The organism is Pseudomonas sp. Tri1 (assembly GCF_017968885.1).
Lineage (GTDB): Bacteria > Pseudomonadota > Gammaproteobacteria > Pseudomonadales > Pseudomonadaceae > Aquipseudomonas.
In genome coordinates this window covers 5,577,923-5,603,912 of record NZ_CP072913.1, presented here as the reverse complement: position 1 = coordinate 5,603,912, position 25,990 = coordinate 5,577,923, and the positions used below count along the sequence as shown (strand labels likewise).

23 protein-coding genes and 1 riboswitch are annotated in these 25,990 nt (G+C 61.3%); of the genes, 14 read left to right on the top strand and 9 right to left on the bottom strand.

Going from position 1 to position 25,990, the window contains the following annotated elements; all coding sequences use genetic code 11:
• Window positions 1–54 precede the first annotated feature (54 nt).
• Window positions 55–1,560 (bottom strand): malate dehydrogenase (quinone), encoded by a 1,506-nt coding sequence (gene mqo, locus J9870_RS24320; RefSeq protein ID WP_210640819.1) that lies wholly within the window; start codon window positions 1,558–1,560, stop codon window positions 55–57.
• Between the two features lie 736 nt (window positions 1,561–2,296).
• Window positions 2,297–2,530 (bottom strand): hypothetical protein, encoded by a 234-nt coding sequence (locus J9870_RS24315; protein WP_210640817.1) that lies wholly within the window; start codon window positions 2,528–2,530, stop codon window positions 2,297–2,299.
• 205 nt (window positions 2,531–2,735) lie between these two features.
• Between J9870_RS24315 and J9870_RS24310 the strand changes: the two genes are divergently transcribed.
• Window positions 2,736–3,320 carry a YajG family lipoprotein gene (locus J9870_RS24310; protein WP_210640815.1) on the top strand — a complete coding sequence of 195 codons (585 nt, stop codon included), beginning with the start codon at window positions 2,736–2,738 and terminating at the stop codon, window positions 3,318–3,320.
• A gap of 132 nt (window positions 3,321–3,452) precedes the next feature.
• Here J9870_RS24310 and J9870_RS24305 read toward each other — a convergent pair whose 3' ends face one another.
• Window positions 3,453–3,659, bottom strand: a complete 207-nt coding sequence (locus tag J9870_RS24305) for a hypothetical protein (RefSeq protein WP_135847120.1) — start codon at window positions 3,657–3,659, stop codon at window positions 3,453–3,455.
• Between the two features lie 354 nt (window positions 3,660–4,013).
• Here J9870_RS24305 and J9870_RS24300 point away from each other — a divergent pair, with 354 nt between their 5' ends.
• Window positions 4,014–4,295: a hypothetical protein gene (locus J9870_RS24300; protein WP_210640808.1), complete on the top strand. Its 282-nt coding sequence runs from the start codon at window positions 4,014–4,016 to the stop codon at window positions 4,293–4,295.
• Window positions 4,296–4,377: 82 nt separating this feature from the next.
• On the opposite strand, the gene J9870_RS24295 is transcribed toward J9870_RS24300, so the two are convergent.
• Window positions 4,378–5,544 (bottom strand): 1-acyl-sn-glycerol-3-phosphate acyltransferase, encoded by a 1,167-nt coding sequence (locus J9870_RS24295; protein ID WP_210640806.1) that lies wholly within the window; start codon window positions 5,542–5,544, stop codon window positions 4,378–4,380.
• A gap of 138 nt (window positions 5,545–5,682) precedes the next feature.
• Here J9870_RS24295 and J9870_RS24290 point away from each other — a divergent pair, with 138 nt between their 5' ends.
• The 3 genes from J9870_RS24290 to J9870_RS24280 are packed head-to-tail and all read left to right on the top strand — an operon-like array spanning window position 5,683 to window position 6,797.
• Complete coding sequence (locus J9870_RS24290; RefSeq protein WP_109754890.1) at window positions 5,683–5,865, top strand: CPXCG motif-containing cysteine-rich protein; 183 nt, start codon at window positions 5,683–5,685, stop codon at window positions 5,863–5,865.
• A gap of 12 nt (window positions 5,866–5,877) precedes the next feature.
• Window positions 5,878–6,138, top strand: a complete 261-nt coding sequence (locus tag J9870_RS24285; RefSeq protein WP_210640804.1) for a DUF2007 domain-containing protein — start codon at window positions 5,878–5,880, stop codon at window positions 6,136–6,138.
• Window positions 6,139–6,173: 35 nt separating this feature from the next.
• Window positions 6,174–6,797, top strand: a complete 624-nt coding sequence (locus tag J9870_RS24280; RefSeq protein WP_210640802.1) for an SOS response-associated peptidase — start codon at window positions 6,174–6,176, stop codon at window positions 6,795–6,797.
• Window positions 6,798–7,061: 264 nt separating this feature from the next.
• Here J9870_RS24280 and J9870_RS24275 read toward each other — a convergent pair whose 3' ends face one another.
• Window positions 7,062–9,200, bottom strand: coding sequence for a methyl-accepting chemotaxis protein (locus J9870_RS24275; protein ID WP_210640801.1), 2,139 nt, complete (start codon window positions 9,198–9,200; stop codon window positions 7,062–7,064).
• Window positions 9,201–9,417: 217 nt separating this feature from the next.
• On the opposite strand from J9870_RS24275, the gene J9870_RS24270 reads away from it, so the two are divergent.
• Window positions 9,418–10,233, top strand: a complete 816-nt coding sequence (locus J9870_RS24270; protein WP_210640799.1) for a M48 family metallopeptidase — start codon at window positions 9,418–9,420, stop codon at window positions 10,231–10,233.
• Between the two features lie 141 nt (window positions 10,234–10,374).
• Here the strand turns inward: J9870_RS24270 and J9870_RS24265 are convergent, their stop codons facing one another.
• The 3 genes from J9870_RS24265 to J9870_RS24255 form a co-directional block, all read right to left on the bottom strand.
• Window positions 10,375–10,959, bottom strand: coding sequence for a TMEM165/GDT1 family protein (locus tag J9870_RS24265; protein WP_210640797.1), 585 nt, complete (start codon window positions 10,957–10,959; stop codon window positions 10,375–10,377).
• A 90-nt stretch (window positions 10,960–11,049) separates the two neighbouring features.
• Window positions 11,050–11,170: riboswitch (yybP-ykoY riboswitch) on the bottom strand.
• Window positions 11,171–11,220: 50 nt separating this feature from the next.
• The gene (locus tag J9870_RS24260) at window positions 11,221–12,219 is read right to left on the bottom strand and encodes a class I SAM-dependent methyltransferase (protein ID WP_210640795.1); all 999 of its coding nucleotides are present in this window, start codon (window positions 12,217–12,219) and stop codon (window positions 11,221–11,223) included.
• A gap of 33 nt (window positions 12,220–12,252) precedes the next feature.
• Window positions 12,253–13,218, bottom strand: a complete 966-nt coding sequence (locus J9870_RS24255; protein WP_210640793.1) for a 2-hydroxyacid dehydrogenase — start codon at window positions 13,216–13,218, stop codon at window positions 12,253–12,255.
• A gap of 145 nt (window positions 13,219–13,363) precedes the next feature.
• Here J9870_RS24255 and J9870_RS24250 point away from each other — a divergent pair, with 145 nt between their 5' ends.
• The 6 genes from J9870_RS24250 (at window position 13,364) to J9870_RS24225 (ending at window position 23,071) form a co-directional block, all read left to right on the top strand.
• Complete coding sequence (locus J9870_RS24250) at window positions 13,364–13,993, top strand: LysE family transporter (protein ID WP_210640791.1); 630 nt, start codon at window positions 13,364–13,366, stop codon at window positions 13,991–13,993.
• A 144-nt stretch (window positions 13,994–14,137) separates the two neighbouring features.
• The gene (locus J9870_RS24245) at window positions 14,138–15,820 is read left to right on the top strand and encodes a fatty acid--CoA ligase (protein ID WP_210640789.1); all 1,683 of its coding nucleotides are present in this window, start codon (window positions 14,138–14,140) and stop codon (window positions 15,818–15,820) included.
• Window positions 15,821–16,153: 333 nt separating this feature from the next.
• Window positions 16,154–18,010: a DUF1302 domain-containing protein gene (locus J9870_RS24240; protein WP_210640787.1), complete on the top strand. Its 1,857-nt coding sequence runs from the start codon at window positions 16,154–16,156 to the stop codon at window positions 18,008–18,010.
• Between the two features lie 24 nt (window positions 18,011–18,034).
• Window positions 18,035–19,399, top strand: coding sequence for a DUF1329 domain-containing protein (locus tag J9870_RS24235; protein ID WP_210640785.1), 1,365 nt, complete (start codon window positions 18,035–18,037; stop codon window positions 19,397–19,399).
• Window positions 19,400–19,639: 240 nt separating this feature from the next.
• The gene (locus J9870_RS24230; RefSeq protein WP_210640783.1) at window positions 19,640–22,378 is read left to right on the top strand and encodes a LuxR C-terminal-related transcriptional regulator; all 2,739 of its coding nucleotides are present in this window, start codon (window positions 19,640–19,642) and stop codon (window positions 22,376–22,378) included.
• Between the two features lie 192 nt (window positions 22,379–22,570).
• Entirely contained in the window at window positions 22,571–23,071 is a 501-nt protein-coding gene (locus J9870_RS24225; RefSeq protein ID WP_210640781.1) for a methylated-DNA--[protein]-cysteine S-methyltransferase, read from the top strand.
• A 307-nt stretch (window positions 23,072–23,378) separates the two neighbouring features.
• On the opposite strand, the gene J9870_RS24220 is transcribed toward J9870_RS24225, so the two are convergent.
• The gene (locus J9870_RS24220; RefSeq protein WP_025215418.1) at window positions 23,379–23,813 is read right to left on the bottom strand and encodes a DUF1043 family protein; all 435 of its coding nucleotides are present in this window, start codon (window positions 23,811–23,813) and stop codon (window positions 23,379–23,381) included.
• A 147-nt stretch (window positions 23,814–23,960) separates the two neighbouring features.
• Between J9870_RS24220 and J9870_RS24215 the strand changes: the two genes are divergently transcribed.
• On the top strand, window positions 23,961–24,590 hold the full coding sequence (locus tag J9870_RS24215; protein WP_210645405.1) for an alpha/beta fold hydrolase: 630 nt from the start codon (window positions 23,961–23,963) through the stop codon (window positions 24,588–24,590).
• Between the two features lie 24 nt (window positions 24,591–24,614).
• Window positions 24,615–25,970, top strand: a complete 1,356-nt coding sequence (locus J9870_RS24210) for a tryptophan--tRNA ligase (protein WP_210640779.1) — start codon at window positions 24,615–24,617, stop codon at window positions 25,968–25,970.
• The last annotated feature ends 20 nt before the right edge of the window (window positions 25,971–25,990 follow it).

Below are 25,990 nucleotides of genomic sequence, written 5' to 3'. Positions count from 1 at the left end.
GGAAATTAAAAAGCCTCCCGTTTGTACGGGAGGCTTTTTTATACGTACGCGGTGTCAGGCGTAACTTTGAGCCTTGTTGTCTTCGACCAGTTCCAGCGCGATGTTGTTCTGCGTGCTGATCTTGTGATACAGCGCCGCGTCGGTTTCCAGCACTTTTTCCCGGGCCGGGAAGATGTGTGCGAGCTTGGCCGCCCACTCACCCTTGGCCTTGTCCGGGAAGCAGCGCTCGATCAGTTCCAGCATGATCGAAACGGTCACCGAAGCGCCTGGCGAGGCGCCGAGCAGGGCGGCGAGGGTACCGTCCTTGGCCGCCACCAGCTCGGTGCCGAACTGCAGGACTCCGCCTTTCTTCGGATCCTTCTTGATGATCTGCACACGTTGGCCGGCCACTTCCAGGCGCCAGTCCTCGGCTTTCGCTTCGGGGTAGAAGCGCCGCAGGGATTCCAAACGTTGTTCCATGGACTGCATCACTTCGCTGATCAGATACTTGGTCAGGTCCATGTTGTCCCGGGCCACGGCCAGCATCGGGCCGATATTGCCGGCGCGTACCGACAAGGGCAGGTCCATGATCGAGCCGTGCTTGAGGAACTTGGTGGTGAAGCCGGCGTAGGGCCCGAACAGCAGGGATTTCTTGCCATCGACCACACGGGTGTCCAGGTGCGGCACCGACATCGGCGGCGAGCCCACCGCGGCCTGGCTGTAGACCTTGGCCTGGTGGTGCTTGACCACTTCCGGGTTGTCGCAACGCAACCACTGGCCGCTGACCGGGAAGCCGCCGAAACCCTTGCTCTCTTCGATGCCCGAGGCTTGCAGCAACGGCAACGCCGCGCCCCCGGCGCCAAGGAACACGAACTTGGCATCGACTTCGCGGCTGCCGCCGGAATTGACGTCCTTGATGCTCACGGTCCAGCCACTGCCGTTGCGCTTGAGGCCGGTGACGCGCTTGCAGTACTTGACCTGGGTATCCGGAGCGCTGGTCAGGTGCTTGAGCAACTGATTGGTCAGGGCGCCGAAGTTGACGTCGGTGCCCTTCATGACGCGGGTGGCGGCGATGACTTCGTCAGTCGGCCGGCCTGGCATCATCAGCGGCATCCACTCGGCCATGGTGGCCTTGTCTTCGGTGTACTCCATGTCGGCGAAGGCGTGATGCTGGCGCATCAGTTCGAAGCGCTTCTTCAGGAACGCCACACCTTTCTCACCCTGCACGAAACTCAGGTGTGGCACCGGGGCGATGAAGGATTTGGATGAGCCGAACGTGCCTTTTTTAGTCAGATACGTCCAGAACTGCTTCGACACCTCGAACTGGGTGTTGATGTGCACGGCTTTCTTGATGTCGACACTGCCATCGGCAGCCTGGGGCGTGTAATTGAGTTCACACAGCCCGGCGTGGCCGGTACCGGCGTTGTTCCATGGGTTGGAACTCTCCGCGGCACCGGAATCCATCAGCTCGACGACTTCCAGCGAGATCGCGGGGTCGAGCTCCTTGAGCAGTACGGCCAGGGTGGCACTCATGATGCCGGCCCCTACCAGAACTACATCGACTGCTTCGTTATGCGCCATTTAACGCGTCTCCAAAATCTGCAGCACCAAATTGTCGGCATAGCGGCCAGGATTGGCGGGGCAGGTCAGTTGCGCCCCAGGTACCCATGGCCAGGATCGCCATGTCCGAATCTTCGCAATTTTTCGCAACTACTGCGGATGCATGCAGCCTGGCCTCAAGAGTCACATGAACTCATTTAAGCGCCGGGCAAGCAATTCGACTTATGGCCGAGACATCCGTTCGTGCAACCAAATCCGTAGCGGACAGGCTTCAGGCGCCGGTTCTTGAGCGATATCCGGTCCTGTGTCGTTGGGCTGTTTCAGACGCTAATGGTGCTTGTTCAGACGCAAAACTATTCATTTGCTCGCCACACTCTCGTGAAGTTGTGAAAACCCGTTTTTTCACGCTCTTTTGAAGACGTGAACCTCAAAAAAGGGCTGTCCCAGCCTGGCACCGTGCCCGGTTTGGTTGCCCCCATGTAGTACATGACAGGCAAAACGGGCAGACAGCTCAGTGACCGAGCGTAATGACAGCTCTGCAGATTCGCGAAAAGTGGTGATTTGCCCGGGAACAGCAGGCGCGCCAGCTTCACTCGATCTGTGTGGGCGGCTCTCTGTGGGCGTTGCGGGGTGCCAATACCAGCGCATCAGCGGTGTTGCGAGGCCCGATCAGGAGACGTCCTTATAATCGGGGGGAGATTGTATCGAAGAAACGCAGGGAAATGGTCGTGTTTAATGACTTTTATTAGCCGTCTGGTCAGATGGTCAACAGCTGCCGGTTGCGTGGGCGAGCACGAAGCGGTTGCACGCGGGCGCTGGCAGGCAATGGCTGGTGCAACCAGTTGAGACGGATCTCGTCGATTTCCACCCAGCCTTCGCCCATGGGCTGCAGGTTGCATTGCTTGAAGGCCTGGCAGCGGCCGTCGCGATCGAGCAGGGCGAAGCTGCGGTGGTGTGGGCGCGGAGTGAACAGAGAAATAAGAAAGCGCATGATCGGATACCAGGTCAGGGTGCTTGCGATAAGCCTGACAGCCGGCCATGACATGTCGGTGTAAGGACCATGACAATGGGGTGACAGGAACCGGCGATCGTGGCCCGTGTCAGACATTTCAGTATTCATCCTAAGGCGCTAGTTCACCGCGATGGCGCACCGCTATACTGCCGGCCTGTTTGTGCCCGATTCTGGAGAGAAGAGCATGTTGCAACGCCTGTTGTTCGGTTTGATCGCTGTGACCAGTCTGACCCTCGTCGGCTGCGCCCACAGCCCGCAACAACTTAACCCGGAGCCCACCCTCAATGCCCAACTGGCGCCTGTAGGTCGTGGCCAACCGGTGGTGGTGCGGGTCGTGGATGGTCGTCCGTCGCCGACGCTCGGTACTCGCGGCGGGTTGTATCCGGAAACCAGCGTGATCACGGTGCAAGGCGCGCAGATCCTGCCCAAGTTGCAGGCCCAGGCTGAAGCGGCGGTGCGTTTGCTGGGCTTCACCCCCACCGCGAACGCCATGAATGCACCGCAGTTGACCGTCACCCTGGCTGAACTCAAGTACCAGTCGCCCAAGGAGGGCATGTACGTGACCGAAGCCACCATCGGCGCGACCTTCCGCTCCGATGTGCAGAACGCCAACCGCCGCTACAGCGGTCGTTACGGTGCTTCCCTGGACCAGCGTTTCGGCATGGCACCTAACCAGGAAACCAACACCAAGCTGGTCAGCGATGTGTTGAGCGATGCCCTCACCCGGCTGTTCAAAGACCCGACCATTGGTCAGGTGCTGGCTGAGTAAGTAGCAAGCCCCGTATCCCCTGTGGGAGCGAGCTTGCTCGCGATAGCGGAATGTCAGCCACTTCAATGTTGACTGAACCACCGCCATCGCGAGCAAGCTCGCTCCCACAGGGGTTTTTTATGGGCGAGATCTTCACGCTGCCTGGGAATAGAATTCCAGCACGCTGATCCCAGTCAGCAGGTCGGTTTCGGGCAGGTCGGCGTGCTGATGGCCGCCGAGGGCGCAATACACCAGCCAGTGTCGATCCTGCACGTTGAAGGACAGGCTGCCGACGAGGTTCTGTTGTTCTTCGCTCGGGCTGATGAGATAGAGACGATCCTGGTTTTCGGCGTGCAGCATGACGGGTTCCGTGCAGGTTTGAAGGGCGACAGAGTGGCCTGTTCAGATGACGAAACCGTGACATGAAGAATTACGATCGATTGAAAGCTTCCTCCTGTGGCGAGGGGATTTATCCCCGCTCGAGTGCGCAGCACTCGCAGATTCTCAAGCAATACAGAAATCCCAAGGGGCGCTTCGCAGCCTGGCGGGGCGGTGCGACGTTTCGATAAATCCCCTCGCCACAAAAGAACCCAGCGCTACGGCGGGATCGTTACTGGTCGGAAAAAACGGCGCAGGACGCCGGGCTTTCGGTAGAATCCGCGCCCTGTTCGTAGGTCCCGGGCGCGTCCTGTCCGTTTTTGCTTGAGGTTTGTGATGTCGTTGCATCTGCTTTCGCTGTTCGCTGCCCACCCCGCCAAACTGATCAACCTGCTCGCGTTGCTGTTTGCCTGCCCTGGTGGCTGGGTCCTGCACGCGACGCGACGCCGTGAACAACGGGCGCGGGCCTGCCTTGAAGCGCGCAATCGCGAAGGTAACGAACGATTCGAAGCACTGCTGGACCTGGCCACCCAGCGCATGAACCGGTTTTTCTATCGGTTCGGTTTTGGCTGTCTGGCGCTGGCGTTGCTGGTTTCGTGGATCAGCACGCAGTTCTGATGAGGTCGCTGTTTTGATCGGGGCATGGTGACCTGTGGCGAGGGGATAAATCCCCTCGCCACAGGGAGTTTCACAGATAGTCTTACAGCGCCAACCCCGCCTTGACCCGATACTGATTACGCACCGGTGTCGCGTATTGCTGCACCAGGTACGGCCGGTGTTCTTCCGGACAAGCATCCAGCCGGCGTTGCCATTCTTCCTGGGCCTTGGCCAATTCCTCGGCGTCAAACACTTCGGCTGCCGTTGGCACCTGCAATTGCGGGTCGGCGTTGGCCCATTGGGCGTAGGCCAGGTAGTGCACCGGGAACAGCCGATAACCGCCGAGAATCTGCCGGTCCATCTCCAGGGCCAATTGCTTGGTGTCCTCGAAGAGCTCGGTGATCGGCGCGGCGAAGTTCACGTGGACACGCCCCTTGTAGCCGGTGATGCCCTTGGCGATGCTCACGTCGTCCTCGCCCGGCGCCTTGGTGTAGGTGCCGGTGGTGGCGCGGATGTACAACTCGCGGGCCTTGGCCTGGTCGCACGGGTCGTATTCGTAGCTGATCGACACCGGTGTGAGGTTCAGCGACCGAATCACCTCGCCAAACGGCTCGTCCTTGCGGCTCATGTGGAACATCTTGAGGATCGCCGACTCGGTACGGTCGTCGCCGTCCTTGGCCCGACCTTCGGCCTGGGCGATCCAGATGGACGCGCAATCGTTGCGGATCGAATGGTTGATGTAGGCCGACAGCAACTGGTACGCCGCCATTTTTTCCCGCCGTCCGGTGATGGAGCGGTGCACGATGAAGCTCTTGTTCAGGCGCATCAGGTCGCTGACAAAGGGCTTTTGCAGCAGATTATCGCCAATGGCGATGCGCGGCGTCGGCAGGCCAGCGTGGTACACGGCGTAGTTGACGAAGGCCGGGTCCATCACGATGTCGCGGTGGTTGGCGATGAACAGGTACGCACTGCCGGACTTGAATTGCTCCACTCCGGTGTAGGTCACGCCATCGGTGGCGCGCTCAATGGTGTGGTCGACATAGAACTCCACCTTATCCTGCAAAGTGGCGACTGAAGTCACACCGGCGAACTCACGACGCAATCTTTGCGCTATAAGAGGTTTGAGCATCCAGCCGAAGGGGCCGGCCAGGCGCGGGAAGCGGAAGTGGGTGAGGATATCTAGAAACGCCTTGTCGCCGAGCAGCCGTGCCAGCACCGCTGGGACTTCGCTGTCGTCGTAAGGTCGGATGGCATCGAATTCGCCCATCATGCTCTCTTGTTGGAAACGGCTAGGGTAAGTAAAGGTTCGATCAAAAAACGACGGGGCACGGCCTGGAAGACAAGCCAGACAAAAATAGCCCTGCAAATAGACCGGCGATTATACGCACAAGTCACCTGGGAGACCGCGATGCTGGAAACCGCTCTGTATGAATGTCCGTATTGTGGCGAGGAAGTGGAGACTTCGGTGGATCTGTCCGGTGGCGATCAGACCTACATCGAGGACTGCCAGGTCTGCTGCCGCCCGATAACCTTCGTGTTGCAGGTCCATGGTGAAGAGTGGCATCTCGAGGTCTTTAGCGAAAACGAGTGATGGGGGGCGCCCATGCGACGAATCTACGAGCTGGAAAATCTGATGGAAGGCGAGTTGCTGCAAGGCATGCTCGCCAGCGAAGGCATCACGGCGCACCTGGTGGGCCGCGATCTGCTGGGCGGTGCCGGGGAACTGCCGATGCAGGGGTTGCTGGGGCTGGCGGTGGAGGATGATCAGGCGCAATACGCCCGGGAGTTGATCGCCGAGTACAATGCCGCGCTGCCGTTGCCAGGCGATGAACCGGACAGTTACCCCGGCACGCTGGTCTGCTAGGCTGGCGGCCGTTTGATCAAGAGTCGTGTTGCCCCATGTGTGGACGTTATGCCCTGTTTCGCTGGAACCCCGCCTTCGCGGCCTTGCCCGGCTTTCCTGCCGATCAGAAGGCCCAATGGAATATTTCGCCCAACGATTCGGTGCTGATGCTGCGCGCCGGCGTCGAGGGGCGGCGCGAATTGGCCCGGGCTCGTTGGGGGCTGACGCCGCCGTGGTTGACCGACCTGTCCCGCACCCCGGCCCATGCCCGGGCCGAAACCGTGGCCGAACAACCGATGTTCCGTGAAGCCTTGCGTCAGCGTCGTTGCCTGCTGCCGGCCAACGGTTTCTACGAATGGCGCGGCGGCACGCGCAAGCGGCCGTACTGGCTGACGCCGGGGGAGGGTTCGTCGTTGTTTTTCGCGGCGATCTGGGAGGCCTATCCGGTGCAGGAGCAGGTGTGGCTGAGCACAGCGGTCATCACCCAGACGGCGGCGGGTCAGCGCCGGCCATTGATCCTGGACGAAGAGGGCCAGCGCCTGTGGCTCGACCCCGAGACGCCACTGCATACCTTGCAAGGGCTGCTGGCCAGTGAACCGGCGCCATTGCGTGAGCGGGTGCTGGCCAACATGGTCAATGACCCGAAGCTCAATGGGCCGGAGTGCCTGACTCCGGCTTGAGTGTTGAGGCGCCTGTGCTGGCCCTCATCGCGAGCAAGCTCGCTCCCACAGTGGGCTGCGGGTGTTCACAAAGTCTAGGTACACCGTAGATCCCCTGTGGGAGCGAGCTTGCTCGCGAAAGCGGTCGACCAGACAAAGCCAGATTGCCTGACACGCCCTCATCGCGAGCAAGCTCGCTCCCACAGTGGGCTGGGGGTGTTCACAAAGTCTAGGTACACCGTAGATCCCTGTGGGAGCGAGCTTGCTCGCGATGGGGCCCTTGGATCAGACCCTGAACTGATTGATCAACCGTCGCTGCTGCTCCGCCAATTTGGTCAACCCGGCACTGGCGGCGCTGGACTCGTCGGCGCCGCTCGCCACTTCGTTCGCCACTTGCCCGATGTTGATCACGTTACGGTTGATGTCATCGGCCACGGCGCTTTGTTCCTCGGCGGCGCTGGCTATCTGGGTGTTCATGTCGTTGATTACCGACACCGCCTGAGTGATGGTTTCCAGGGCCTGGGCCGCTTTCGCCGCGTGCTGCACGCTTTCATCGGTGCGCTGCTGGCTGTCTTCCATTACCCGCACCACATCGCGGGTGCCTTGTTGCAGTTGCTGGATCATCGACTGGATTTCTTCCGTGGCTTGCTGGGTCTTTTGTGCCAGGTTGCGCACTTCGTCGGCGACCACCGCAAAACCACGCCCCTGTTCACCGGCCCGGGCGGCTTCGATGGCGGCGTTGAGGGCCAGCAGATTGGTCTGTTCGGCGATCCCGCGGATGGCGGTGAGGATTGCGTTGATGTTCTCGCTGTCCTTGGCCAGGGTCTGCACCACGCCGACGGCCTTGCCGATCTCCACGGCCAGGGCACCGATGGAGGTGGAGGTATCCCGCACGATCTGCATGCCCTGGCTGGCGGCCTGGTCGGCGTGACTGGCGGCCTGGGCAGCCTGGGTCGCGTTGCGGGCCACGTCCTGGGCGGTGGCGGTCATTTCGTGGACGGCGGTGGCGACCTGATCGATCTCCGACATCTGCTTGTGCACGCCCTGGTTGGTGCGGATCGCGATGTCGGCGGTGTGCTCGGACGAGTCACTGACGCTCTGCACCGAGGTCACTACCTGGGTAATCATCCCCTGCAACTTGCTCAGAAAGGTGTTGAAGCCCCTGGCAATCGCGCCCAGTTCGTCGGCGCGGTCGCTCACCAGACGGCGGGTCAGGTCGCCTTCGCCCTGGGCGATGTCATCGAGCATCGCCACCATTTGCTTGAGCGGTCGGGCAATGCCGTGGCCCACCAGCCAGATCACCAGCAGGCCGATACCGGCAATCACCAGGCCCACCATCGCCATGCCAAAGATGTCGGCCTGGCGCTGATGGTCAAGGTCCTGCTGCAACGCCTGCAGGTCGGCCATCACCGCATTCAGTGGCAGTTGCAGCATCAGCGTCCAGCGGGCGGTGGTCTCGCCGATGCCAAACGGCATGTACACCTCGATATGCCCGTGCTCTTCATCGATGTCGTAACGCACTTCGCCGACGCCGAGTTTGGCCAGGTTATCCAACTCGCTGGTGTCGAGCAGGTCGCTGGCCTTTTCCCCCAGTTTGCTCGGGTCCTTGGTAAAGGCCACCAGCCGGTTATTACTGGAGAGCAGGGCCATTTCCCCAGCACCGCCGTACAGCTTGCCGTCAGCGGCAACGAGCATGTCCTGGATGAAGTTCACCGACAGGTCGGCCCCGACGATGCCTTGGAACTTGCCATCGATCATGATCGGCTCGATGAACGAGGCGAGCATGGTCATGGTGTCGCCGACGCGGTAGGGCGCCGGGTCGATCACACAGGCTTTCTTGCTGTCCTGGGAGCACAGGTAGTACTCGCTGGCGCGGATGCCGGTGGAGAGCAGTTTCTGGTCGGTCACGTCGGCGAGTTTTTCCAGGCCCAGGGTGCCGTCCTGATTGCGAAACCACCACGGCAGGAAGCGCCCGTTGGTTTCCATGCCCAACACCTGGCTGTTCACATAACTGGCGTCGTCGTGGTCGATGGCGTTCGGCTCCCAGGCGATGTAGGCGCCGAGGATCTTCGGATTGCGCACCACGGTTTCGCGCAGCAGGCTGATCATCTGCTCGCGGGGCACCTTCAGTTGCGGGTTGCCATCCTTACCGTTCATGCCCATCAAGGCATTGCTGGTGGCCAGGCCACGGGCGAGCAACAGCGGCGCCTCCAGCTCCCGTTGGATCAGGCTGGCCTGGGTGCGGGCCAGTGCGCTGAGGCGTTGCTCGATGAGCTGCTCGAACTGCGCCTTGGTCCGCTGTTGCACCATGTCCTGGGTGCGGGCGCCGGCAAACAGCGCGTATAGCACCAGAGCGCCGACCACGCTGAGCACGATGGCACCGGCCAGGGCGGCCACGGAAGACTGGATCGATTTGAATTTCATAAGGGCTCCGGACGCGGAAATGACGTCTGGAGCCTGTATCGGCGTTTCTACAGCTGAGCATGAGGCGTTGTTCGTCGGATGACTGTTTTGGCTTTGTCGGTGTCGTAAATGGACTGGGTGGATTTGTCGCAAAAAAATGCAGTCCCTGACTGCTGTGTATCTGGCGCGGATACAAATCACCGCCTAGGATACGCCCACGTTTCCAGGGAGCTTCTAAATGAACAAGATTTTGATGGTGAGTGCATTGAGCGCAGGGTTGCTGCTTGCCGGTTGCCAGTCGGTCAACACCACCAGCGGTGGGGCCGTGGGCGTTGAGCGCAAACAGTACATGTTCAGCATGCTGTCGACTGATGAGGTCAACCAGATGTATGCGCAGTCCTATCAGAAGACCATGGGCGAGGCGAGCGCCAAGGGTGTGCTGGACAAGACCAGTAGCGATGCCAAGCGTATCCAGGTCATCGCTGACCGGCTGATTGCCCAGGCCCCGATATTCCGTCCGGATTCGGCGCAATGGAACTGGGAAGTGAACCTGATCAAGAGCGACGAGCTCAACGCCAACTGTGGTCCTGGCGGCAAGATCATGTTTTACACTGGCTTGATCGACCAGCTTAAGCTGACTGACGCTGAAATCGCGGCGATCATGGGCCATGAAATCGCCCACGCCCTGCGTGAGCATGGTCGTGAGGCGATGTCCAAGGCCTATGGCATCGAGATGGCCAAGCAGGGCGCCGGTGCCTTGTTCGGCCTGGGCCAGGATAGCCTGGCGTTGGCCGACACCGTTGCCAACTACGGCATGACCCTGCCCAACAGCCGCGGCAACGAGAACGAAGCCGACCTGATCGGCCTTGAACTGGCCGCCCGGGCCGGTTACGACCCGAATGCCGCGATCACCTTGTGGAACAAGATGAGCAAGGCATCGGAAGGGGCGCCACCGGAGTTCATGAGCACTCACCCTTCGTCGAGCAGCCGGATCGCTTCGTTGCAGGCGGCGATTCCAAAGGTGATGCCGCTTTATCAGCAGGCCAAGAAGTAAGCTTCACCCTGCGGTGAGGCGGCAGGCCTCATCGCGAGCAAGCTCGCTCCCACAGAGCTCCGCAGTGAACACAACTCTGTGAACACCCGCAGCCCCTGTGGGAGCGAGCTTGCTCGCGATGAACGATAACGCGGTATCAGATCAAACCCACCCACTGCTCTGCATCGCCTTGTACACCGCCACGATTGCCAGGACGAAAAATGCCGAGGCGGCCAGGCGGCGGATCAGCGTCAGGGGCAGCTTCTCGGCGGCGAAATTGCCCGCCAGTACTACCGGCACGTTGGCAATCAGCATGCCCACGGTGGTGCCAATGATCACCAGCCACAGCTCCGGGTATTGCGCGGCGAGCATCACCGTGGCGATCTGGGTCTTGTCGCCGATTTCCGCGAGGAAGAACGCAATCAGCGTGGTGACGAAGGGGCCGAACTTGCGCGCCGTATTGGCTTCTTCGTCGTCCAGCTTGTCCGGGACCAGGGTCCATAGCGCGGTGGCCGTGAAGCTTGCTGCCAGGATCCAGTGCAAGACCGCGTTGGAGAAAAACCCGCTGACCCAGGCCCCCACCGCCCCGGCTGCGGCATGGTTGGCCAGGGTCGCGGCAACGATGCCGGCAATGATCGGCCAGGGTTTGCGAAAGCGAGCCGCAAGGATGAGCGCGAGCAATTGCGTCTTGTCGCCGATTTCGGCCAGCGCAACGATAGCGGTAGGTACGAGGAGAGAGTCCAGCATCAGGTGATTCCTAAAGGGGCGGGTCGACACGGCTATGACACGTACAGCCTTCCCGCCCCGGGTAAGGTGTGCGTGTCATAGGTCTTGTCAAACCCAGCGGCCATCTGTGTGGACGCTTGGGCCGCATACGCCATGGTCTGCTGACCAAGTATGTTGACGTATGCCGGGCGAGCATGGCGCTCGCGGGAGACTACTCCCCTAGGACGGAGCGGATTCTGCCTAGGCAAATCCGATTGGGCAAGTGCTGTTGCTTAAAAAACGTCAGCCGCGCTTGGCTCGGTAGATACGAAAACCCTGACCCTCGGCCTTGATCGCACACACGCCCAAATGCTCCTCGATCAGAGGCTGGTACTTGAGGAAGCTGTTCGCCACCAATCGCAGTTCGCCGCCGTTTTTCAGATGTTTGGCCGCTTTTCGCAACAGGTTTTCCGTGGCCTGGTAATCGGTGTGCACGCCGACATGAAACGGTGGGTTGCTCAGGATCGCACTCAAGCCCATCGGTGCGGCGTCGATACCGTCGCCGGTCAGCACCTCGGCTTCCAGGCCGTTGGCGGCCAGGGTCAGGCGGCTGCTGGCGGCGGCGAACGCGTCCACATCCAGCAGCGTCACAGTGTTGTGCGGGTAGCGCCGCTTGACCGCCGCCCCCAGTACGCCAGCCCCGCAACCGAAGTCCAGCAAATGGCCGCTGGGCAGTTTATCCAGGTGCTCCAACAGCAGTGCACTGCCGCGATCCAGGCGGCCATGGCTGAACACCCCCGGCAGGCTGATGACCTTCAGTGGGCCTTCGGCCAGGGGCAACTCGTAGGTTTGGGCCAGGCTTTCCAGCGGCTTGGCCTCGGGCGCATCGGCGACGGTGACCTGCCATAACTGGCAATGCCGTGCGCTGTCGAGCTTGCGCGGCTTGCCGAACGGGTTGAGTTGCTTGGACGCGCCCTCGATGCCGCTCCGTTTTTCCCCCACCAGGTACACCTCGCGCCCGGCCAGGCGCGCGGCCACGGCATTGAGGATGTAATCGGTCAGGTCCTTGGCCTTGGGCAGGAACACCACGGCGGTGTCGAACCCACGCTCTGGGACGTTCACGCCAAACTGGCTGCGCTCGGGAAAACGGGCGTCCAGCGCCGCCTGATCGCCGGCGTGCCAGCACCAGCCATGGGCCTCGGGCAGGCGACCGAGCAGATCGTCGGCGGGCAGGCCGGCCAGCAAGACCGAACCCTGGAATAACTCGGCCTGACGAAGCAGTACTTCACTGCGCGGATCCATGGTCTGCTCCTTGAAAAAAAGTGCGGCAGTTTATCAACTGACGACCCGCCGCGCTGCAGCGCTGAAAAAGCCCTGGGCGTTTTCGGTCAGTTGACCGACGATCCGTTGCCGCGCCTCGCGGCTGCCCCAGGCGTTGTGGGGCGTGACGATCAGTCGGGGAATGTCGGCGGCCAGCAACGGGTTGCCCAGGGTCGGCGGCTCCACGCTCAGCACGTCGGTGGCTGCGCCGCCCAGATGGCCGTTGCGCAGTGCCTCGGCCAGGGCCTGTTCGTCGATCAGGCCGCCACGGGCGGTGTTGACCACAAAGGCGCCGGGTTTGAGCAGCGCCAATTCCCGGGCACCGATGAAGTGTCGGGTGTGTTCGTTGAGTGGGCAATGCAGGGTCAGCGCATCGACTTGCGGCAGCAGTTGCTCCAGCGGCACGCGGTCAGGGCGGGCAGGGCGCCCGGGAACCTGCCCCAGCAGCACGCGCATGCCAAAGGCTTCGGCCAATCGCGCGACGGCGCTGCCCAGTTCGCCATGCCCCAGCAAGCCAAGGGTTTTGCCTTGCAGTTCGACAATCGGATAGTCCAGCAGGCAGAACTGCGAGGCCTGTTGCCAACGACCTTCGCCCACGGCTTTCTGATAGTCGGCCAGGCGCGTCGCGAGGTTCAGCAGCAACATGATTGTGTGCTGGGCCACCGACGGCGTGCCGTAGCCCTGGCAATTGCACACCGTAATGCCGTGTTGGCGGGCGGCGACCAGGTCGACATTGTTGGTGCCGGTGGCGCTGATCAGGATCAGTTTCAGCTCAGGGCTGGCGGCCATCGCAGCCGCGTCGATCACGACTTTGTTGGTGATCGCCACTGTGGCGCCCTTGAGCCGTTCGGTCACCTGATCCGGTGTGGTCCGGGCAAACAACTGCAGTTCGCCGAAGCAATTGCGCAACGGGGCCAGGTCTAGATCGCCAAGGTCCAGGGAAGGGTGGTCGAGGAAAACTGCGCGGGCGGTATTCGTCATCAGCTGTACCTTTTATCTGAAGAATCGAAAGCGTAATGTGGCGAGCCTATCAGATGGACTGTGGTCGGTCGGGCTCGAATGTTGGGGTCCATTTGCCCCAGGAATTGATGTTCGTTTCAAGATTGAGTCAGCCAAGGAGCCCCCCATGTACCTCGCCGAATTCCTCACCGTCGCCCTGATCCACCTGCTGGCCGTCGCCAGTCCCGGCCCGGACTTTGCCGTGGTGGTGCGTGAAAGCGTGACCCATGGCCGACGTGCCGGGACCTGGACGGCGCTGGGCGTCGGCACGGCGATCTTCCTGCACGTGGGGTATTCGCTGCTGGGTATCGGCCTGATCGTGTCCCAATCGATCGTGTTGTTCAACGCGTTGAAATGGGCCGCTGCGGCCTACCTGCTGTACATCGGCTTCAAGGCGTTGCGCGCGCAACCGGCCAAGCCGACGGCAGACAACCTGCACCAGGAGGTTGGCGAACGTACCGCCCGCGGCGCGTTCACCTCGGGCTTTGTCACCAATGGCCTGAACCCCAAGGCCACGCTGTTCTTCCTCTCGCTGTTCACCGTGGTGATCAACCCTCACACACCCCTGGCGATCCAGGCCGGTTACGGCGTGTACCTGGCGGTTGCGACGGCGGCCTGGTTCTGCCTGGTGGCCATGTTGTTCAGCCAGCAGCGGGTGCGCGCCGGCTTTGCCCGCATGGGCCATTGGTTCGACCGGACCATGGGTGCGGTACTGGTGGCTATCGGCGTGAAGCTGGCGTTTACCGAGATGCACTGACGGGGCCCCATCGCTGCACGGGGATGGCTCAAGGCTAGTATTTGCACGCTGATCAAATCATTCCTTTGGCTGATTTGATCCGTGTATAAGCACTCTAGAGTGCTTCACTCCAGCCAAGACCGTGCAGTCAGAAAAGGGACTCTTATGTTGCAGACTCGCGTTATTCCTCCAGCCGAAGGCGCTTATCAATACCCGCTGCTGATCAAGCGGCTGCTGATGTCCGGGGCGCGCTACGAGAAAACCCGCGAGATCATCTACCGTGACCAGTTGCGCTACAGCTATCCAACGCTGATCGAACGGGTCGCGCGGCTGGCCAATGTGCTGACCGAGGCTGGGGTCAAGGCCGGTGATACCGTGGCGGTGATGGACTGGGACAGCCATCGTTACCTGGAATGCATGTTCGCGATCCCGATGATCGGCGCGGTGATTCATACCATCAACGTGCGCCTGTCACCGGAGCAGATCGTCTACACCATGAACCACGCCGAGGACCGCTTCGTGCTGGTCAACAGCGAGTTCCTCGGTTTGTACCAGGCAATCGCCGGGCACCTGACCACGGTGCAGAAGACCCTGCTGCTGACCGACCTGCCGGAAAAAACCGCCGACCTGCCGAACCTGGTGGGCGAATACGAACAACTGCTCGCCGCTGCCAGCCCCGTCTACGATTTCCAGGATTTCGACGAAAACTCCGTCGCCACCACGTTCTACACCACCGGCACCACGGGTAACCCCAAGGGCGTGTATTTCACCCATCGGCAACTGGTGCTGCACACCATGGGCGTGGCGACGATCATGGGGTCCATCGACAGCGTGCGCCTGCTGGGCACCAACGACGTGTACATGCCGATCACGCCGATGTTCCATGTACACGCCTGGGGTTTGCCCTACGTGGCGACCATGCTCGGGCTCAAGCAGGTCTATCCCGGCCGCTACGATCCCGAGTTCCTGGTGCAGCTGTGGCGCAAGGAAAAGGTCACCTTTTCCCATTGCGTCCCGACCATCCTGCAAATGGTCCTCAACGCCAAGGGTGCCCAGGACACCGATTTCGGTGGCTGGAAAATCGTCATCGGCGGCAGCGCCCTGAACCGCAGCCTGTACGAAGCGGCCAAGGCCAAGGGGATCCAGCTCACTGCCGCCTATGGCATGTCGGAAACCGGCCCGCTGGTGTCCTGCGCTCACCTCAACGACGAACTGATGGCCGGCAGCGAAGACGAACGCACTACCTATCGGATCAAGGCTGGCGTGCCGGGGCCGTTGGTGGAGGCGGCGATCGTCGACGCCGAGGGCCGTTTCCTGCCCGCCGACGGCGAGACCCAGGGCGAACTGGTGCTGCGTGCGCCGTGGCTCACCGAGGGTTATTTCAACGAGCCGCAGAAGGGCGCCGAGCTCTGGGCCGGGGGCTGGCTGCACACCGGTGACGTCGCCACGCTGGACAACATGGGCTTTATCGACATCCGCGATCGCATCAAGGACGTGATCAAGACCGGTGGCGAATGGGTCTCCTCCCTGGACCTCGAAGACCTCATCAGCCGGCACGTGGCGGTACGTGAAGTAGCAGTGGTGGGTATTCCCGATCCGCAGTGGGGCGAGCGGCCATTTGCCTTGCTGGTGATTCGCGAAGGGCACCAGATCGGGGCTCGTGAGCTCAAGGAACACCTCAAGCCGTTCGTCGAGCTGGGGCACCTGAGCAAGTGGGCGATCCCGAGTCAGATCGCTCTTGTTACGGAAATTCCCAAGACCAGCGTCGGCAAACTCGACAAGAAGCGTATCCGCGTTGACATCACCGAATGGCAGAGCAACAACAGCACCTTCCTCTCGACGCTTTAAACGCGTTTACCGCGCCCGAAAGGGCGCGGTAGCCCCACCAAGCAAGCGCTTGTCTTGTTAAATCGGAAATTTCAGCCATCCTTGCCGTGCCGACATCTGTCGGCCTGGCAATGGACTGTTCCAGAGTGGTCGAGGCGATAAATCACACTTTAGAGGGATCAAGCCGTACTACCTGCTGGCTATAGTCCGCGTAAGAATTTTCAAAAACGGGACGCACGTACTAAACGGGCGCTGCGACTTTGAACGGAGGGCGGGAGGTGTCGTTTCCAACCGTTGAAAGGGTTCTTTGAAAATCCTGTCTGCCATAACAATAAAGCACATGGAGTAGCGTCGATGACCACAGCAAATACGTTCTGGCGCCGGGCAAAACTGCCTTTGGCGGTCAGTCTTGCCTCTTCGCTCGCCGGCCCAGCATTCGGCGTCAGTTTCAACATCGGTGAAATCGAAGGCCAGTTCGACTCGTCCCTGTCGGTGGGGGCGAGCTGGTCCACGGCCAATGCCAACAAGGACCTGATCGGCGTCAACAACGGAGGTCGCGGTCTGTCGCAGACCTCCGATGACGGTCACTTGAACTTCAAGCGCGGGGAAACCTTCTCGAAAATCTTCAAGGGTATCCATGACCTGGAACTGAAGTACGGCGATACCGGCGTGTTTGTGCGCGGCAAATACTGGTACGACTTTGAGCTCAAAGACGAAAACCGCCTGTACAAGGACATCAGCGACAGCAACCGCAAGGAAGGCGCCAAGTCGTCCGGCGGGCAGATCCTCGATGCGTTCGTCTACCACAATTACTCCATTGCCGATCAGCCAGGGGCGGTCCGCCTGGGCAAGCAGGTCGTCAGTTGGGGGGAAAGTACCTTCATCCAAGGCGGCATCAACTCCATCAACCCGATCGATGTGTCCGCGTTCCGTCGCCCTGGTGCCGAGGTCAAGGAAGGGCTGATCCCGGTCAACATGTTCTACGTGTCCCAGAGCCTGACCGACAATCTGTCGGCTGAAGCTTTCTACCAGTTGGAGTGGGACCAGACGGTTGTCGATAACTGCGGGACGTTCTTCTCCCAGCCGGATGTTATTGCCGACGGCTGTACGGATAACCTGCGGGTGTTGAATAAACGCTCTAGGATCCCGGCGGCAGCGTTGCCAGCCTTGACTGCATTTGGTGTAGACGCGAACGAGGAAGGGGTCCTGGTTCGCCGGGGCGCCGATCGTGATGCCCGTGACAGTGGACAGTGGGGCGCGTCCTTGAAGTACATGTTCGAACCGCTGGACACCGAGTTCGGCGCCTACTTCATGAATTACCACAGCCGTGCGCCGATTTTCAGCGCCACGGGAGCCGCACAGCGATTCTACTCTACGCCGTTGGGACCATTGGCCGCACTGCGTCCTCTGATCGTGGCGGGTAACTCCAAGTACTTTGTTGAATACCCGGAAGACATCCGGCTCTATGGCCTAAGCTTCTCCACCACCCTGCCCACCGGCACGGCCTGGAGCGGCGAGCTGAGTTATCGGCCGAACGCGCCAGTGCAATTGAGTACCACCGATATTCTTTTTGCAGGTGTTACTCCAATCCCGGGCTTTGGTAATGCCTCGGTGCTCGACGGCACCCCGGGCCAGGATCTGCACGGCTATCGCCGCAAGGAAATCACCCAGTTCCAGACCACATTCACCCATTTCCTCGATCAGGTCATGGGCGCCAGTCGTCTGACTCTCGTGGGTGAAATCGGCGTCACCCACGTCGGTGGCCTGGAAAGTAAATCCGAGGCTCGCTACGGTCGTGACCCAGTGTTCGGTCCGGGCGAGCTGCCCAATGGCTTCTGCAGCACGCTGAACGCCTCGACCGCCGCAGGTGGCGGCCAGACCAGCAGCGGCGTGAACAGCAACTGCAACAACGACGGCTTCACCACCGCGACCTCCTGGGGCTACCGCGCTCGTGCCATCTGGGAATACCCGGACGTCTTCGCTGGTGTGAACCTCAAGCCTAACGTGGCCTGGTCCCATGACGTCAAAGGCTACTCCCCAGGCCCTGGTGGCAACTTCGAAGAAGGCCGCAAGGCCGTCAGCCTCGGGCTGGATGCCGAGTATCAGAACACCTACAACGCGAGCCTGGCCTACACCAACTTCTTTGGTGGCGACTTCAGCACCGTGGACGATCGCGACTTCCTGGCGCTTAGCGTCGGCGTGACCTTCTAAGCACCGTATTTCAGGACGAACACTATGAAAATAACCAAGAATATGTTGCAGGTCGGTGTTTTGGGGCTATCCCTGCTGGCGGCCAGTGTCATGGCGGCGGTGCCTGCCGCCGAGGCCGACAAACTGGGCAAGAGCCTGACGCCGATGGGCGCGGAAATGGCTGGCAATGCCGATGGGTCGATCTCGGCCTGGAAACCCATGGCCAAGAACGCCGGCGCCGTGGACAGCAAGGGCTTCCTTGCCGACCCATACGCCAGTGAAAAACCGCTGTTCACCATCACCGCGCAGAACGTCGAGCAGTACAAAGCCAAGCTCGCGCCGGGCCAGTACGCGATGTTCAAACGTTACCCGGAAACCTTCAAGATGCCGGTCTACCCGACCCATCGCGGCGCCACCGTGCCGGATGAAGTGTTTGCTTCCATCAAGAAAAACGCGGTCAACACCAAGCTGGTGTCCGGTGGCAACGGCCTGGAGAACTTCGAGACGGCCGTGCCGTTCCCGATTCCCCAGAGCGGTGTGGAAGTGATCTGGAACCACATCACCCGTTATCGCGGTGGCAGCGTGACCCGCCTGGTGACCCAGGCCACGCCGCAACCCAATGGCTCCTACAGCCTGGTGTACTTCCGCGACCAGTTCGTGTTCCGCGACAAGATGAAGGATTTCGATCCGGCCAACCCTGGCAACATCCTGTTCTACTTCAAGCAGCAAGTGACCGCGCCGGCGCGCCTGGCCGGTGGCGTGCTGCTGGTGCACGAAACCCTCGACCAAGTGAAGGAACCTCGTTCGGCCTGGGTCTACAACGCCGGCCAACGCCGTGTGCGCCGTGCCCCGCAAGTGTCCTATGACGGCCCGGGGACCGCCGCCGATGGCCTGCGTACCTCCGACAACCTGGACATGTACAACGGTGCGCCGGACCGCTACGACTGGAAGCTGGAAGGCAAGAAAGAGCTGTACATCGCGTCCAACAGCTACAAGATCGATTCGCCGCAGCTCAAGTACGACGACATCATCAAGGCCGGCCACATCAACCAGGATCTGGCGCGCTACGAGCTACGTCGGGTCTGGCATGTGACCGCGACCTTGAAGGAAGGCCAGCGCCACATCTACGCCAAGCGTGACTTCTACATCGACGAAGACACCTGGCAAGCGGCGGTGATCGACCATTACGACGGTCGTGGCCAACTGTGGCGCGTCGCCGAGGCCCATGCCGAGAACTACTACGACAAGCAAGTGCCGTGGTACGCCCTGGAAACCCTCTACGACTTGCAGTCGGGCCGCTACCTGGCCCTGGGCATGAAAAACGAAGAGAAGTCGGCCTACGACTTCGGCTTCACCGCCACCACCGCCGACTTCACCCCGAACGCGCTGCGTCAGGACGGCATCCGCTAAATCGCTTTACCCGAGGCCGCATCCTCGAAGAAACGCCCCGACTGGTTCGGGGCGTTTTTTTGTCCCATCAGCCAACACAAACTCCGTGGCGTGGGAGCGGTGCCTGGCATTGGCCTTTCAAGTGAACCGTGTTGTAGTCTTTTTGTAGCCATTTGTAGCACTCCCTTCAATACCTCCTCGTTTACGGCTAGTCTGCGGACATCTGCAACGCCGCCACCCGCCTTTCAACAAGAGCCGGCCATGACTGATCTGTCTTCACTTCCGGATTATGCCCGCGCAGCCATTGCGGTACAGGACGGACGATTCTACCGCCCGCCCTTGCCCGACGGTCATGTTGTGCGGCCGCGGTTGTGCGAGCGTTTGAGCGCGGGGCTGGGTGGCCGGTTGCTGTTGGTAAGCGCCCCGGCGGGGTTTGGTAAAAGCTCCCTGGCGGTGGAATTCTGCCAGGGCCTGCCGCCTCACTGGCAAAGCCTCTGGTTGGGGCTCAGTGCCCGGGACAACGACCCAGGGCGTTTTCTGGAGCGGCTGCTCGAAGGCCTCCAGGCGTTCTTTCCGCAGTTGGGAGGGCGGGCGCTGGGGTTGCTGAAAATGCGCCAGCGTCATCAACCCTTCGCTTATGAAGAATGGCTCGACGGTTTGCTCGATGAACTGTCCACGCATCTTTCGCCCGACAAACCCTTGTTGTTGGTGCTCGACGATTACCACCTGGCCCAGAGCTCGGTGCTGGATCGTTGCCTGCAATTCTTCCTCAATCACCTGCCCGATGGCCTGCTGGTATTGGTCACCAGCCGCCAGCGCCCGGACTGGCATCTGGCGCGCCTGCGACTGTCACGGCAGTTGCTCGAACTGAACGAACAGGATCTGCGCCTGACCCACGATGAGGCCCTGACCCTGCTCCAGCATCACAGCAGCTCGCTGCGTGGGGAAGCCCTGGAAAATCTGATCCAGCGCAGCGAAGGCTGGGTGGCCGGGTTGCGTTTCTGGCTGCTGGCGGCCTCCGAAGCCGGTACCGAAGGCTTGCTGCCCCAGGCCTTGCATGGGGGGGAAGGGTTGATTCGCGATTACCTGCTCGAAGAGGTCATCGACTGCCTGCCCGCCGAGGTGCAGGCGTTTCTCTACGATACCGCCCCCCAGGACCGCTTTTGCAGCGAACTGTGCGATGCCGTGCGTGAAGCCCATGACAGCGCGCAAATCCTGGGTTACCTGGCCGCTCATCAAGTGTTCCTGGTGCCGCTGGACGAGCATGGCCACTGGTATCGATATCACCACTTGTTTTCCGACCTGCTGCGCAGTCGGCCCAGCGCGCCGGTCATGGTGCCGGCCGCGACCTTGCACCTGCGGGCCTGTCGCTGGTTCAACGCCCAGGGCCTGATCGACGAGGCCGTGGAGCAGGCCCTGCGGGCCGGGCACCTGGACGTGGCGGCGAACCTGGTGCAGAACCTCTCGGAGGAGCAACTGCTGGCCGAGCAGAACGTCGGCATGTTGCTGCGCTGGAAAATGGACCTGCCCGACAGCCTGCTCATCAGCACACCACGGTTGATCGTGCTCTACAGCTGGGCGCTGGGGCTGGCTTGCCAGCTGGACGCCGCCGAAGAGCTGGCCGCCTACTTGAGTCGCTTCTTGCCAGCCCCCTCGGCCACTGCGCAAAAGTCCATGCTTGCCCAATGGCTGGCCCTCAGCGGGATCGTCGCCCGTGGCCGCGGCGATCGTGAAGCCACCGTGCGGTATTGCACCGAAGCCCTGGAGAGCTTGCCGCACAAACGCTACGGCCAGCGCCTGATGTGCCTGTCCACGCTGTCGAACCTGGCGATTGCCGACGGTGACTTGTGGCGCGCGCGAAACTTGAACCGTGACTCCCTGGAGCTGGCTCAACGGGTCGGCAACCCGCTGTTCGAAGCCTTGGCCCATTACGATCGCGCCCGAGTGTTGCAGGCGCGGGGGGAAATCCTGCGGGCACTGGATGAAGTCCACCAGGGCCTGCAACGTTTGCACAAACTGTCGCCCCAACGGCTCTATGCGGTGCGGGCGCGCCTGACCCTGTACCAGGGCTTTCTGCTCACTTTGCGCATGCAGCCCCAGGCCGGGGTGGCGCGGTTGCAGGCTGGCCTCACCGAAGCCCGGGCTTGCCGCGACATCAGCGTATTGATCGGTCACTGCGTGATCGCCCGTATCGAGGGCTACAACGGCGAATTCGCCCGGGCCTTTGCCGAACTGGCCGAAGCCGAGCGCCTGATGCACATTTGGGACGTTCCACCGATTTACTACCTGGCGATGATTACCCTGGTCAAATGCGAACTCTGGCTGACCCAGGGGCGTACTGACCTGGCCGAAGCCTGGTTGATGCGGTTGGGGCAGACCTATACCGGCGAACAGGCCGCTGCGCCGCCGGAGTTCCACCCGCAATTGCCGCTGCATGTCGAACTGCAGCGGGCGGTGCTGGAGGCCATCCGGGGCCAACCGATGTTGGCCGAGGGGCGGCTCAATGCCTTGCTTGAACACGGCCAGCAGACCGGTCGACAGATGCTCTGCGTGATGGCGCTCAATCAGAAAGTCGCCTTGTTGTTGAGCGTCGGACGCGAACCTGAAGCCCGCCGCACCCTGGCCCAGGCGTTCGAGGCCGCCGCCGGCGGTGTGTTGCAACCCTTTGAATGGTTGCTGGGCGAAGAGCATGGTGAATGGCTGCGCGAACAACTGTTGCAGGCACCACCCAGCACCTTGCGCGAGCATCTGCTCGAGCGCTTGCCCTCGACGGCGGTGCAAGCGGCTGACCCATTGGCACCTGTCGAAACCCTCAGTAGCCGCGAGCGAGCGGTACTGCAACTGATTGCACAAGGCTGTTCGAACCAGGAAATCAGCGAGCAGTTGTTCATCTCGCTGCATACGGTCAAGACGCACGCCAGCCACATCAATAGCAAACTCGGCGTGGAGCGGCGTACCCAGGCTGTGGCGCGGGCGAAGGCGTTGGGGTTGTTAGCGTAAGCGAGGTTCTTGATCCGCAGGGAAACCTGTGGCGAGGGAGCTTGCTCCCGCTGGGTTGCGCCGCAACCCTCCAGGCAGCGAACATGTTTGCCTGACACGCCGCGTCCTCAGGTTTTCAGGGGCGCTTCGCCTCCCCAAGCGAGAGCAAGCGCCCTCGCCACAAAAGTGCTCGGTCTACGATAAGGATGCTCGATGCTACCCCAGTACAAAACCATCCAATCCCCCGTGGGCCAATTGATCCTCGTGGCCCGGGATACAAAACTGGCGGCTATCCTGTGGGAAAACGAGCGGCTCAACCGGGTGCGCCTGGGACCCTTGGAGGAGGACAACCACCATCCGACCCTCAAGGAAACCGAACGCCAGCTCATGGAGTATTTCGCCGGCCAGCGCAGGCGCTTCGATCTGCAATTGGATTTCGTCGGTACGGACTTCCAGACCCGGGTCTGGCAGGCCCTGTTGACTATTCCCTTCGGCGAAACCCGCAGCTACCGCGACATCGCCATCCAGATTGGCCAACCGACTGCGGTACGGGCAGTGGGCGCGGCCAACGGGCGTAACCCCATTTCGATCATCGCCCCGTGTCACCGCGTCATCGGTACCGGCGGCAGCCTCACCGGCTTCGCTGGCGGCTTGGCAGCCAAGCAGTTCCTGCTGAGCCTTGAAGGGCAGCAGAGTCTGCAACTGGCGTTCTGAGGCGACGGTGGGAGTTGTGCTGGCTTTTGGTTGGCGCAGAGTCTGTGAACACCGCGATCAAAAACTGTGGGAGCGAGCTTGCTCGCGATGATGGTTGGACCTTCAACATCGCCGGCCCAGACAGACCGCAATCGCGAGCAGGCTCGCTCCCACAGGGCTCTGTGGCAGGCATGGAATCTGTGCGCACTCGCTCCACGGGGACTCTGTACTGGGCGCAGAATGTCTGCAGACCTGACTCCTGGATAACCCAAGCCAAAAAAAGCCCGCCCGATCATGGGATCGGGCGGGCTTTTGGTGTCGCTGAAAATTACTTCTTCAAACCGTAATGCTCATCGAGCATGCCGGGCGAATTGGGGGCCTTAGGGGCATAGTCCCGGGGCGGTTCCTGATCCTTTGGCGGGGTCAGGCGTTCCCGTGGCGCCTGCGCCGCGTCGGCGTGCAGGGCAGCCAGCAGGCGTTGGCGAGTCTGTTCGTCCAGGGCCAGGCGATTGGCACCCTCGGACAAATGATCCTGGACGTCCTGGTAGCTCTGGGTGAGTTTCTTCACCAGAGAAGCGGTGCTGTTGAAATGGGTGACCACTTCATTCTGATAACTGTCGAAACGTTCCTGAATGTCGTCCAGCTGACGTTGCGTGCTGTTGGGCACCGCGTTGGGCAGCAGTCGGGCAAGCAGGAATCCAATGGCGACACCGGCAACCAGGGCAAGAGTCGGCAACAACCAAACTAAGAGCGAGTGTTCCACGAGTCCTTCCTCTATAAACGGCTTTGCTTTACGTTAACGGCTCGGACCTGCGCTGTATACCGCGAAGAACATCGCAATCATGCCAGGCACAGACTTTAGCTAGACGAGTCGACCCTATTCAAGGTCACGGAGTTCTTTACCTTGCTTATGCGCGAAACCCCTGTATTCATCGATGGCCCGGTGGGCCAACTGGAAGCCTTGTACCTGGACAGCGAGGCACCCCGTGGCCTGGCGCTGATCTGCCACCCGAACCCGGTGCAGGGTGGAACCATGCTCAACAAAGTGGTCTCGACCCTGCAGCGCACTGCCCGTGATGCTGGCCTGGTTACGTTGCGTTTCAATTATCGTGGCGTCGGCGCCAGTGCCGGCAGCCATGACATGGGCACTGGTGAAGTCGACGACGCCCAGGCCGCTGCCGATTGGCTGCGGGAAAAATACCCGCAACTACCGCTCACCCTGTTCGGTTTTTCGTTTGGTGGTTTTGTTGCCGCAAGCCTTGGCGGACGCCTGGAAGCCCAGGGCCAACCGCTCAAGCACCTGTTCATGGTGGCCCCGGCGGTGATGCGCCTGGACGAGCAATCGCCCTTGCCGATGAGCGGCGAATTGACCGTCATCCAGCCGGAAGCCGATGAAGTGGTCGATCCGCAATTGGTTTACGAATGGTCCGACACGCTCCAGCGCCCCCATGAGCTGCTGAAAGTGGCAGAATGCGGACACTTTTTCCATGGCAAGCTGACCGATCTCAAGGATCTGCTCCTGCCGCGTCTCTCGAATTGACTGCAGTCTGACAAGCGATAACCCATGACGACTCGTACCCGTATCCTGACCGGCATCACCACCACCGGCACGCCGCACCTGGGCAACTACGCCGGCGCCATCCGCCCGGCGATCCTCGCCAGTCGCGACACCAACGCCGATTCGTTCTACTTCCTGGCCGACTACCATGCCCTGATCAAGTGCGATGACCCGCTGCGCATCCAGCGTTCTCGCCTGGAAATCGCTGCGACCTGGCTGGCCGGTGGCCTGGACGTGGACCGCGTGACCTTTTATCGCCAGTCCGATATTCCCGAGATTCCCGAGCTGACCTGGCTGCTGACCTGCGTTGCCGCCAAGGGCCTGCTCAACCGCGCCCACGCCTACAAGGCCTCGGTGGACAAGAACGTCGAGGCCGGCGAAGATCCGGACGCCGGTATCACCATGGGCCTGTACAGCTACCCGGTACTGATGGCCGCCGACATCCTGATGTTCAACGCCCACAAAGTGCCGGTCGGTCGTGACCAGATTCAGCACGTGGAGATGGCCCGGGACATCGGCCAGCGCTTCAATCACCTGTTCGGCCAGGGCAAGGAGTTTTTCACCATGCCCGAGGCGCTGATCGAAGAAAGCGTCGCCACGCTGCCGGGCCTGGATGGCCGCAAGATGTCCAAGAGCTACGACAACACCATCCCGTTGTTCAGCAGCGCCAAGGACATGAAAGACGCGATCTCGCGGATCGTCACCGATTCCCGCGCCCCGGGTGAGGCGAAGGATCCGGACAACTCGCACCTGTTCACCCTGTTCCAGGCCTTCGCCACACCGGCCCAGGCCGATGAGTTCCGCAGCGAACTGTTGCAGGGCCTGGGTTGGGGCGAAGCCAAGAACCGTTTGTTCCAACTGCTCGACAGCGAGCTGGGTGAGGCGCGCGAACGTTATCACCAGTTCATCGAGCGCCCGTCGGACCTTGAAGACATCCTGCAATTGGGCGCGAAAAAAGCCCGGGCCGTGGCGACGCCGTTCCTTAACGAACTGCGTGAAGCCGTTGGCCTGCGGTCGTTTGTCAGCCAGGTCCAGGTTGCGACCAGCACCAAAAAGAAAGCCGCCAAAGCCGCACGCTTCGTGAGCTTTCGTGAAGACGACGGCAGCTTCCGCTTCCGTCTATTGGCGGCCGATGGCGAGCAACTGTTGTTGTCCCGTCACTTTGCCGATGGCAAGACTGCCGGCCAGGTCACCAAGCAATTGCAATCCGGTGAGCCATTGGACGTTCGTAACGATGCGCTGAGTTTCAGTGTCTGGCTGGGCGGCGAGTGCGTGGCAGACAGCCCGGCTTTCGCAGACAGCGCCGCTCGCGACGCGGCCATTGATGCGTTGCAAGTCGCCCTGACACCTGTCCAAGACTGATCCAGCGCGTAACCCGACCA

Bases quoted from the DNA above. Each gene is read 5' to 3' on its own strand.
- mqo (WP_210640819.1), bottom strand. From the start codon at position 1,560: ATGGCGCATAACGAAGCAGTCGATGTAGTTCTGGTAGGGGCCGGCATC.
- J9870_RS24315 (WP_210640817.1), bottom strand. From the start codon at position 2,530: ATGCGCTTTCTTATTTCTCTGTTCACTCCGCGCCCACACCACCGCAGC.
- J9870_RS24310 (WP_210640815.1), top strand. From the start codon at position 2,736: ATGTTGCAACGCCTGTTGTTCGGTTTGATCGCTGTGACCAGTCTGACC.
- J9870_RS24305 (WP_135847120.1), bottom strand. From the start codon at position 3,659: ATGCTGCACGCCGAAAACCAGGATCGTCTCTATCTCATCAGCCCGAGC.
- J9870_RS24300 (WP_210640808.1), top strand. From the start codon at position 4,014: ATGTCGTTGCATCTGCTTTCGCTGTTCGCTGCCCACCCCGCCAAACTG.
- J9870_RS24295 (WP_210640806.1), bottom strand. From the start codon at position 5,544: ATGATGGGCGAATTCGATGCCATCCGACCTTACGACGACAGCGAAGTC.
- J9870_RS24290 (WP_109754890.1), top strand. From the start codon at position 5,683: ATGCTGGAAACCGCTCTGTATGAATGTCCGTATTGTGGCGAGGAAGTG.
- J9870_RS24285 (WP_210640804.1), top strand. From the start codon at position 5,878: ATGCGACGAATCTACGAGCTGGAAAATCTGATGGAAGGCGAGTTGCTG.
- J9870_RS24280 (WP_210640802.1), top strand. From the start codon at position 6,174: ATGTGTGGACGTTATGCCCTGTTTCGCTGGAACCCCGCCTTCGCGGCC.
- J9870_RS24275 (WP_210640801.1), bottom strand. From the start codon at position 9,200: ATGAAATTCAAATCGATCCAGTCTTCCGTGGCCGCCCTGGCCGGTGCC.
- J9870_RS24270 (WP_210640799.1), top strand. From the start codon at position 9,418: ATGAACAAGATTTTGATGGTGAGTGCATTGAGCGCAGGGTTGCTGCTT.
- J9870_RS24265 (WP_210640797.1), bottom strand. From the start codon at position 10,959: ATGCTGGACTCTCTCCTCGTACCTACCGCTATCGTTGCGCTGGCCGAA.
- J9870_RS24260 (WP_210640795.1), bottom strand. From the start codon at position 12,219: ATGGATCCGCGCAGTGAAGTACTGCTTCGTCAGGCCGAGTTATTCCAG.
- J9870_RS24255 (WP_210640793.1), bottom strand. From the start codon at position 13,218: ATGACGAATACCGCCCGCGCAGTTTTCCTCGACCACCCTTCCCTGGAC.
- J9870_RS24250 (WP_210640791.1), top strand. From the start codon at position 13,364: ATGTACCTCGCCGAATTCCTCACCGTCGCCCTGATCCACCTGCTGGCC.
- J9870_RS24245 (WP_210640789.1), top strand. From the start codon at position 14,138: ATGTTGCAGACTCGCGTTATTCCTCCAGCCGAAGGCGCTTATCAATAC.
- J9870_RS24240 (WP_210640787.1), top strand. From the start codon at position 16,154: ATGACCACAGCAAATACGTTCTGGCGCCGGGCAAAACTGCCTTTGGCG.
- J9870_RS24235 (WP_210640785.1), top strand. From the start codon at position 18,035: ATGAAAATAACCAAGAATATGTTGCAGGTCGGTGTTTTGGGGCTATCC.
- J9870_RS24230 (WP_210640783.1), top strand. From the start codon at position 19,640: ATGACTGATCTGTCTTCACTTCCGGATTATGCCCGCGCAGCCATTGCG.
- J9870_RS24225 (WP_210640781.1), top strand. From the start codon at position 22,571: ATGCTACCCCAGTACAAAACCATCCAATCCCCCGTGGGCCAATTGATC.
- J9870_RS24215 (WP_210645405.1), top strand. From the start codon at position 23,961: ATGCGCGAAACCCCTGTATTCATCGATGGCCCGGTGGGCCAACTGGAA.
- J9870_RS24210 (WP_210640779.1), top strand. From the start codon at position 24,615: ATGACGACTCGTACCCGTATCCTGACCGGCATCACCACCACCGGCACG.